At 56.5% G+C, this 9,866-nt stretch carries 5 protein-coding genes; 4 read left to right on the top strand and 1 reads right to left on the bottom strand.

Annotated features, from left to right (window positions below):
• Positions 1 to 1,846: DUF1549 and DUF1553 domain-containing protein (locus tag ABX962_RS20335; protein ID WP_372721849.1), on the bottom strand; the 1,846-nt coding region annotated here is incomplete at its 3' end.
• Positions 1,847 to 2,243: 397 nt separating this feature from the next.
• Between ABX962_RS20335 and ABX962_RS20330 the strand changes: the two genes are divergently transcribed.
• The 4 genes from ABX962_RS20330 to ABX962_RS20315 all read left to right on the top strand — a co-directional run.
• A complete protein-coding gene (locus ABX962_RS20330) occupies positions 2,244 to 5,510 on the top strand; it encodes a c-type cytochrome domain-containing protein (protein ID WP_372721848.1) in 3,267 nt (1,088 codons plus the stop codon).
• A gap of 398 nt (positions 5,511 to 5,908) precedes the next feature.
• Positions 5,909 to 6,451 carry a sigma-70 family RNA polymerase sigma factor gene (locus ABX962_RS20325; protein WP_372721847.1) on the top strand — a complete coding sequence of 181 codons (543 nt, stop codon included), beginning with the start codon at positions 5,909 to 5,911 and terminating at the stop codon, positions 6,449 to 6,451.
• Between the two features lie 2 nt (positions 6,452 to 6,453).
• Positions 6,454 to 8,070 (top strand): FecR domain-containing protein, encoded by a 1,617-nt coding sequence (locus ABX962_RS20320; protein ID WP_372721846.1) that lies wholly within the window; start codon positions 6,454 to 6,456, stop codon positions 8,068 to 8,070.
• A gap of 5 nt (positions 8,071 to 8,075) precedes the next feature.
• Positions 8,076 to 9,866 (top strand): LamG domain-containing protein (locus tag ABX962_RS20315; RefSeq protein WP_372721850.1); only part of this gene is annotated, 1,791 nt, incomplete at its 3' end.

The raw sequence follows: 9,866 nt of genomic DNA, 5'->3' as shown, positions 1-9,866 counted from the left end.
TGCCCACGGGCAAATTGGCAAAGTCGGTGCGGGCGCCGGTCAAAAAGTCGATCGAATCAAGCATCACTTCGGCTTGCAGCCGCTTGGGATAGAACCGCGAGTAGTTTTGTCGGTCGGCGAGGTTGTATTCGTTGGGAACGGAACTCAATTGATAGGCATGCGACCGCGTGATCACCCGCACCAATTCTTTCAGATCATATCCGCTATCGACAAAGTGTCGTTCGATCGCGGTAAGCAGCTCGGGATTGGTGGGCGGGTTGGTGTCGCGGATGTCGTCTTCGGGTTCGATCAACCCACGACTCAAGAAATGTTTCCAATAGCGATTGACCAGTGCTTTGGCAAAAAATGGGTTCGCTTCCGAGCTCATCCAATCGGCCAATCGCAACCGTGGATCCTCGCCCGCAGGAATTTCACCCACGCTATCTCCCAGCGCCGCGGGCGGCAGCGTTTCACCGGTCTTGGGGTTCTTTTCGCCCGCGACACCCCGCTGATGAAAGATTTGGTCTTCGCCGCGAACGCCGGTCGGTTTGCGTCCGACTTTGCTAAAGAAGGCAACCAACGAGTAATAGTCGTCTTGGCTCCACCGCTCAAACGGATGATGGTGGCACTGGGCACACTGCATTCGCACGCCAAGAAACAATTGAGCAACGTCTTCGATTTGTTCCTTCGGTTCCTTGACACGCTTGTACCACGCGACCGGTGGATTCCCCATCACGGTTCCGGTGGCCGCCAACAATTCACGCACGATTTGGTCGTAAGGCCGGTTCGCTAACAAACTGTCTCGCAACCATGCGTGAAAGGCAAAGTTCGACGTGATGTCGCTTTTGTCATCCCGCCGATTCTTCAGTAGCGTCGTCCACTTGTTCGCAAAGTAGTCGGCATAGTCGGGACTCTTTAACAATTCGTCGATCACTTGATCGCGGCGGTCATCGTCGCGGTTTCCAAGGAAAGCACGCGATTCAGCTTCGGTCGGCAAGCGGCCGGCGATGTCCAACGTGACCCGCCTCAGGAACGTTGCATCGTCACACAGCGGCGATGGAGGAATGCCAAGCGTCTGCAAATTGCCAAAAACATAATCATCGACAAAGTTGTTCGATTCCGGCACATGGTCGACCGCAGCCCCCAGTGGAATCGCAGCGGTATAGACTGCGACTTTGCCTTGGTAACGAACCATCACCGCAGCGTTGCCAGGCAGATGCTGTGCATGCACGACTCCCGATTCCGACGACTCGATCATCGCGACGTCGTTGGTTTCGTAGAGAGCCAGATCGGTCACGTCCCGTGTCGTGCCGTCGCTGTAGTGTGCAATCCCGGTGAGTTGCTGTGTTGCTCCCTGGTTCAACAATCCACGTTCGGGTTGAACTTGGATCGAGGTGAGCTCGGGAGCGTCTTCGGCACCGTAGTGAGCTCCCGCGGCAATCCAGTCGCGTAGTTGGCGATAGCCGGCGGATTGTTTCTCTAGCCGAACTCCGCCGCCGTGGGGAATTTGACCGGTCGCTTTCAGCAGTAGCAGACTTTGTTCGGGGGCGGCCAACGAGAGTCGTCGTCCGCGAGCTTCGCGTACCACATGTTCGTAATCCTCGGCGGGCTCGAAACCAAGCAGCGACAGTTCAAAACCGTTCTGTCCGCCGCCTGCCTTGGCGTGGCAGACGCCGGTGTTGCAGCCTGCTTTGGTTAAAACCGGAGCGACGTCGTTAGCGAAGCTAATCGCAGATTTGTGGGCTTCCGAGAGCTTGTTTTCGGCAAAGGAGACATCACCGAAGCACAACGATAGAGTGATCGCAGCGACGCATGGCAAACGCCATGGCACCTTCGAAAACTCGCGACAGGCTACGTCGGATCGCATAAGCGAGTGTCACAATGATGGGAGGGGAGTCCCGAGGTCGGGGGCGGGAAGTCCATAGGACTTAATGACCACGATAGTGTTTTCTGGTCACAATGTCAAATTAGCTACTCGTGTTTCGTCCACACCTCGTCTTTGGGCAGCGAAACGTCATTGGGCCGCGGAACTCGCCAAACGTTCTGCCCGGTTCAGGGAATTTGCCCTGCGTCAGGCGTCAGGTCCGCGACGCGCTGAATTCTCCGTTGAGAAGTGGGGAAAGCAAACGCCACGTTGCTGTCAAAGCGTTTCCGCGATTCCTGCTTGTTTTTTAGTCTATACACTCATGTCGAGCCAAGTTTTAGTAAACTGGCGAGTCCCACCTCGCTTTCTCCCCACCTTCCAATCTTTCGAGCAAACCACCATGCCGGGTCCTCTCTTATGCTCACCCGTTCGTGCAGGCAAACTTTCGACGGCCTCGATTCGCTGCCATCAAGCCATCGACATTGACACGAGACATTTGGCTTTGGTCACGGTGCGGCGGCAACCGGACGGCTCGCGCGGTGCCGTTAACGAAGTCAATGTAGAGGGCAACCTTCCTTGCTGCGGAGGACTCTGCAAGCCAATCGCCGCAGTGGTGATGGCTTTGTTATGGTTATTTGCGGCGGTCCCGGGCCGTGCTGAATCGGTGTTGACGATTGCAAAGCTAGAGCGAACGACACCGGTCGACTTTGCCACCGAGATCGCTCCGATTCTGAAACGCAATTGTGTGGCATGCCATCACAAGACCGATGCTGAGGGCGGATTGGTTCTCGAGTCACATGCGTCGCTGATGAAGGGGGGCGACAGCGGGCCAACCGTCATCGCCAAAGACGCTCAATCGAGTCTGTTGCTGATGCGGGCAACCGGGGAAGAAGATCCGCTGATGCCGCCAGAAGACAATGATGTCGGAGCGTCCCCGTTGACGCCGCAGGAGTTGGGGCTCTGGCAACTATGGATCGAGCAAGGGGCGAATGGTTCCGACACTTCCAAAACCGAGTCGATCACGTGGCAAGCGATTCCAGAATCGATTCGCACCGTCTACGCGTCGGACGTTTCACCGGACGGAAAACACTTCGCCTTCGCACGCGGAAACCGTTTGTTTGTGTCTGACCTCGACAACCCCACCGCAACCGTATCACTCGCGGATCCCGCACTCGGTGATGCTGGGGTCGCGGATGTCGATCTAATTCAATCGATTGCCTTTTCACCCGATGGACGTCGACTTGCGACCGGCGGATTTCGGAGCGTGCGATTTTGGAAGCAAACCCATTCGCCGTTTGAATCGAAAGCCGCAGCTTGGATGAAGCCGGCGCAAGCGATGGCGGTCACCCCCGACGGTTCCACGATCGCACTGATCAACGCAATCGGGGATATCGAGATTTGGGATGTTACCGCCAACGAGCGCCGAGCATCGAGATGGGGGCAATCCGATTCGGTCGTCGGATTGGCGTGGGCGGGATCCAAGGGCCATTTGGTCGTCGCCGATGAAGCGGGACGGGTAACATTCAATCACGCCGCCGACGGAAGCGAACTCGCCAAAATCGAGCTCAAGTCTTCGTTGACACAATTGGCCGCCTGCAACGATGGAATCCACGCGGCGGTGCGTACCAACACCGGCATTGTCAAATTATTGCAGTTGGTTGCGGCCACGGAAAACGCCCCCACCACGATCAAGGTGGTGCGTGATTCCGTTGCCGATATTTCGGATGCCACCGCCGTGACACTTATTGCAAAGCCCTCACTAACGATTGCAATTGCCAGCGAATCGCGAGGCATCGTTGTGATCGATGCTGCCAAAAATGAAGTCGTTCGCACGTTGGAGGTAGGATCGGTCGTTGACGCGGTATCCGTCTCGGCGGACCAAACGCGTCTGGTAACGGGCAGCCGTGACGGAAGCGTCGGTGTGTGGAGCTTGGCAGACGGAAAACGAATCGCCACCGGCAAGGCGTCGGTCGAAGATGCATTGGCATTGACCAAGGCAACCCGCGACGCAAATCGTCAAAAAGCCTTCGTGACAAAATTGACGGGGAAAACAAAAGAGTTGCAAGAGTTACTCAAGAAAGAAGACGAAGCACTCGCGGCCATTACGAAGACGCGGGATGCAGCCAACGTGGCGAATGACGCCAACGAAGCGAAACGAGTCGCCGCGGCCAACGCGGTGACAGCGACCGAGGCCGCGATCGAAAAGAGTAAATCCGACATGGCTGCGGCAGAGAAAGACACCGCTGAGGCAAAAACGCGACTCGAAAAAGCCACAAAACAACTTGATCTAGACAAGGCCGCCGTTAACAAAATCGCATCCGACACAACCGAGAAACCGACAGAGGGCCCGGAGAAAGAGAACGTCGACGCCGAGGCAGCGAAAAAGGCGGAAGCGGAAAAGCAAGTTGCCGCTACTCAAGCTGCGATCGAAAAGGCGAAAGCCGACGTTGCCGCGGCGGAACAAGCGATCGCCGCTGCAAAAGCGTCGCTAGAAAAGAGCACCAAGGAACTTGAATCCCAACGCGCCGCTTTGACGAAAGCCGAAGCGGAAAAAGCAAAGACAGTGGAGGAATTGGTCAAGCAGCAGCGATCAACCGACGCGGCCACAGCGGCTCAGAAACGGGCCACCGATGCGATTCCCGCACACCAAGGCGTGGTGGATGCCGAAACACGCCGGCTCGCTCGGCTCGATGCCAAGCTAGCGACGGTTCAAGCAAGCTTGATGCGGCCTGGACACGCGGTATTGGGGGTAGCGCTGAGTCCCGATGCGACGGAAATTGCCACGATCCATCGTGATGGCAGCGTGAACCTGTTTCGCACCAGCGATGGCCAGCCGCTGACCGGGTTTCCGAAGACCCCAGCGGACGACGGGGCCGGTGTGAGCCGAACCGCACAAGTGGATGTGGCGTTTGTCGGAGACAAGCTGTGTCACCTCAGTGCCGCGGGGATTGTGCAGTGCTTTCCGCTACATGCCCATTGGGCGCTCGAGCGGACGATTGGTGAGATCAATGATCCAGGACAAATCGCGGACCGCGTCACGGCGATTGACTTTCGTCCCGATGCGATGACCGTCGCAATCGGTTCGGGTGAACCAAGCCGAACGGGAACCGTCAAAATCTTTGATGTTCACACGGGAGATTTGGTTCGTGATTTGGGCGATCTTCATTCCGACACGGTGCTGGGATTGGACTTTTCACCCGATGGTCGAACTTTGGCATCATCGTCGGCCGATCGAACCATCGCTTTGACCGACGTCGCCACCGGCACCACAACCCGGCAACTCGAAGGCCACACCCACCATGTTTTGTCAGCCGCGTGGCAGGACAGTGGCGAGGTATTGGCATCGGCCGGTGCCGATCAAACGGTCAAATTGTGGAACACCGAAACCGGCGAAACGACGCGGACGGTCAGTGGTTTCGCGAAAGAGATCACGGCGGTTCGATTTGTCGAGACCACCGATCAATTGGTTGCTGCATGTGGCAGCGGCGAAGTGCGACTGATTAATTCGGCTAACGGAGGCAAGGTGCGAAGTTTTGACACCGCCAAGGATTTCGTGTTTACGATCGCGGTGACTGCCGACGGCAAAACGTTAATCGCCGGCGGCCAAAGCGGCGTGGTACGAATTTGGAACGTCGCCGATGGAAAGATCGTCGCCGAGCTGAAATGATGGAGTAAGTTTTAGCGGTGCGGCGAAGGGGGGGGATTGCTAAGGCTTTGGTGTTGTTGTGATTTTTGGTCGCGATGGCTTTCTGCCACCTCTTTCACCAACTGCGCCGGTGGAGAGGTGACTGCAGTATCGGCCGGAAGAAAAACTAACCCGCAATATCCGATCACAACCGCAAAGTTTCAGCACTGCAGGCTTGCTCGCTGCCGTTATCAATTCGGTATTTCTTGAAAATCAGGGTCACGCAGGTTTGGTTTCGATCCTTAACTGCGGACGCCTTTCCGAACTCGACTTTCAGATTCTTCCATTTTTTCTAGTAAGTATCGGGTGCCTCCGTACCATTAACCCGTAGCAGCCATGATGGATTACGTACGCCACCGAAATATCAGCGGCCAGATGGGATGACGACCGAGGAATTTGACAACGATCGCTACGAGGACTTTCTGCAGCATTTTCTGCGGGATCAGACTCGGATATTCGCCTACGTGCGATCGCTGTTACCACAGTACGCCGACGCTCAGGATGTCTTTCAACGATGCAGCTTGACGTTGTGGCGACAGTTTGACGATTTCGACAACGAGCGTCTCTTCCTGCCGTGGGCATGTGGTGTCGCGTTTAACGAAGTGCGTAACTTTCGGCGCGTTGCGGGCCGTGACCGATTGCAGTTTGCAGACGATCTGGCCGAACAATTAGCCGATCGCCGGATCGCCACGCTGGGGCAACGCGATCTCCGGTCCGCTGCGATGCGGAAATGTGTCGAACATCTCAAACCCACCGATCGCGAACTGATCCAACAGGTCTACGAACAAAAGCTTGCGGTCACAGAGATCGCCGAATCCGCGGGCAAGGCCGTGCAGACGATGTACAACCGCTTGTCTGCGGTTCGACAATCGCTGCTGCAATGCATCGAGAAACGGATCGCATCCGAGGAGGCGTTAGGTTAAGCATGCCGGAAAAAAACAAAGTCCAACGAGCGCTCATCCCCTTGCTGGCCAAACTTGTCGATGGCTCGATCACGGAATCCGAACACCTCGCATTGCAGGATCTGCTGCGGGACGACGCCGACGCTCAACAGACTTACTTTAACTATCTGGATCTTGATACCGATTTACATCAGCTGACTCCGGTTACCGCGACCCGTGATACCGCTACCCCGGTCCCGGAACGCCGGCTAAAGGGCACGGCGCCGCGAATCGGGTTCGCCATCGCGATGGCCGCATCGGTCTTGATGATGGTGTCGATTGCGTGGTGGAATCGTAGCGCGGCGGTCCACTCCGTTGCGGCGACATCACCAAAGGAGGTCGTTTTGGTTCAGTCCGCTGGCGGTGTCTTTTTTCGCGATGGGATGCCGCCCGTTGGCGAATCGCTGAAACGTCATCACGAATACGCGTTAATCTCGGGGATGATCGAATTGAAATTCCCCAGTGGTGCGGAAGTCATCCTGGATGCTCCCACGGTGATCGAAATTGCCAGCCTTGAAAGCTTGATCGTGCGTCAAGGCTCGTGCAGCGTACACGCTCCGCCCGGCGCCGAGGGTTTCCAAGTCATCACGCCGAAGACCGAAGTCACCGATTTGGGAACCCGTTTCTCTGTCAATGTTGATGAAGCGGGTGACACCGAAGTTCAAGTTGTCGAAGGGGCAGCCGAAGTGATTCGGCGCGACCAACTGGATGCACAAAAAATCCTGTTGACCGAACGCCAAGCGAGTCATTTTAACGGGGACGACGCGTCGAGTGTCGACTTCCAACCCGGCAAGTATCGCCGTCAACTTCCCGACCGAGTGGTTGAATTTGCGATGGGAATGAGCAAGGGCAAACGGAACGGACAACTGCACAGCGTCTCGGTTCAACGCGACGCTGTAACTCGGCAATACGATGTTTCGGAGCTGATCGGCGTTGAGGTGACCTACTTTCATGGCGGCACCAACACGCAGCACATGTCGGTTGCGGTCGGCAACGCGAATGAGACGGGCGAGGGCCGACGAGCTGTGATCGAGTCCGATACGTTGCTACACACAGGGTTTCTCAATCTTGGCGGCAGCGTTCAACCGCTGACTCGTGATCCGGTGATGGATCACAGTGTCGAGGAAGCGGCGACCCTGGGGATGGCCTTTCGTTTCCGTCAGCCCATTGTAAACGCCCCCGGACCCGATGTCGTGTTCTTTGAATTGCAATCGGTTCTAAACCCAGCCGATGGAGACGGATTCCACGTTAGCCCCCTGCATTTTTCCAGCGGCCTGCGTTCGAAAACCGTGACGCGATACGACATTACGCTTCATTCGCACGAGGCGTTGTCGATTCCCGACTTTGATTTACTGCAGTTCAATTCACCGGTGCGGTCGGTAAACGATCTCGTCAACGGATCGTTCTCACGCTTAAATCCTTCGATCCCATTCTGGGCCATCGCCGTTGGGATCGATTTAAGTGATCTCGGGTACGCCGCGGGAACCGCCGTCGAGGGCCTCTTTTTCCAAGATGCGATGGACGACGATCAAATTGTGGACCCCGTGTTTATCGCTGGCTTGCCCGCTGAATTCGACACCGCTCAAGGACAGAAACCCTAAACATGATGTACACCTTGAAATCTTTGTTCTCCGTTGTGTTGTTCCTGAATTTGTTGGCGGCAACCCATGCTGGCGAACCGGTGCTGGTTGCCGATTGGGATTTTGCGACCGAAGCCACGCGTTCGTTTCAATCGCATGGTTCGATTCTGCGTGATCAAGCAGGGCCGAGGCCTCGGGTCTATCCCGATTTCCAGAGCAACAACACGGCGATCCGTCTGGGGGAATCGGGGGGGTATTTGTCGATCGACGATTCCAACGAACACGGTGATTTTGATTTCACGAACGGGGACGCGATCACACTCGAAGCGTGGGTGAAAATGGAGCTCCCCGCTAACAACTCGCCCATCTATGTCGTCAGCAAGGGACGAACCGGCAGCCCCCATTTCGCCAAGGACAACCAGAACTGGGCGATGCGTGTGCAAAAGGTCGGCAATGCAATGCGAGTCGGCTTTCTGTTCGCAACCAAGCCGTCCGGTGGCGATGCGCATTGGCACCGCTGGACTTCGACCGAGTCTTTCATTGCTCAAAACACTTGGCATCATGTTGCGGTGTCATATCGATTTGGTGACCCCGATTCGATGCGAGGCTGGATCGATGGAAAACCGACGGTCGGCGATTGGGGGATGGGTGGCAAAACGACCGAACCTCCGGTCGTGGACGATGATCAAGTTTGGATTGGATCCGCCAATGCCGGCAACCGCTACATCGGTTTGCTCGACAATGTCGCGGTGTATCGTGGGTTGGCAAGTGATCAAATAATGGCGTCGCGTTATCGCCGTGTAGGCGAAGAGACGAAGCCCAAGCTTGTTGCCGAAGTGATGCCCGAGCTTGGCGAAATCCCGCCCGGCCGTGTGTTGGTCACCCTGGGCGAAGGCTTGCCAGCAGAAAACCGCTGGATTATGGACAACGAAACATGGCCATCCGATGCATTGCATTGGTTAAGTGACGGCTTGCTGATTCAGCAGTTGCCGATCCGCTATGACGCCTGGGGCATCCGTGATGCATGGAGAGAACCGGTGCTGTTACGCATGGCCGCGGACGTCGAAATCCCGCCAGGAAACCATCGGCTGCTGATGCGCGCACGTGGGATGGGGCGATTGTGGATCGATGGCAACGTCGCTGCTCGGACGAATCCGGTCACACGTCGCTCACCGGATGGCGAACAACCGATCACCCCCGTTGCCGAACCACCGCTGCCCGGTGTGCGTCCACATGGTTACCATCAACAGGAAGTATTTGCCGAGTTGTCGATCCCGGCGGACGCCTATCAAGGCAACAGCACACGTCGAGTGGTGTTGGAACTGATTGTCGGCGGCAAGAACCAACGCACGGAAACGGGCGAAGTATGTGTCGCGATCCAAACAAGCGGTAGCAAGTCGTTCGATCTGCTGACGCCCAAGGACGCAGATGCGGTGTCGCTGACCGACGCCGACATCGAGCCACTTTTGGATCAGATGGCTGATCAAATGACCGCGTTCGATGATGCATCTCGGCGTACCGCTGCGGCATCGCAGGACGCGTATTGGAAGATGCGACATCAAACCGCCGCAGAGTGGGCTGCGGATCGTCCGGCGCTCCCCGTTCCCTCGGTTGACGACGATGCTGCGGCTCATCCCGTTGACGCTTTTATCGCCCAAAAGATCCGTGCGGCTATTGAGGAAGCTGCAAAAAGTGACAGCAACGTCACGGCACATTTTCACGGCAACGTGTTGCCCATTCTTCGCGAACAGTGTTTTCGATGTCACGGCGAAAAGGATAAGGGCGGATTGAAACTGAACTCGCGTGAAGCGGCGTTG

Source organism: Novipirellula sp. (assembly GCF_041583735.1).
Taxonomy (GTDB): Bacteria; Planctomycetota; Planctomycetia; order Pirellulales; family Pirellulaceae; genus Novipirellula.
The sequence above is the reverse complement of the archived record's forward strand: the minus strand, read 5'-3'. Positions and strand labels throughout refer to the sequence as shown.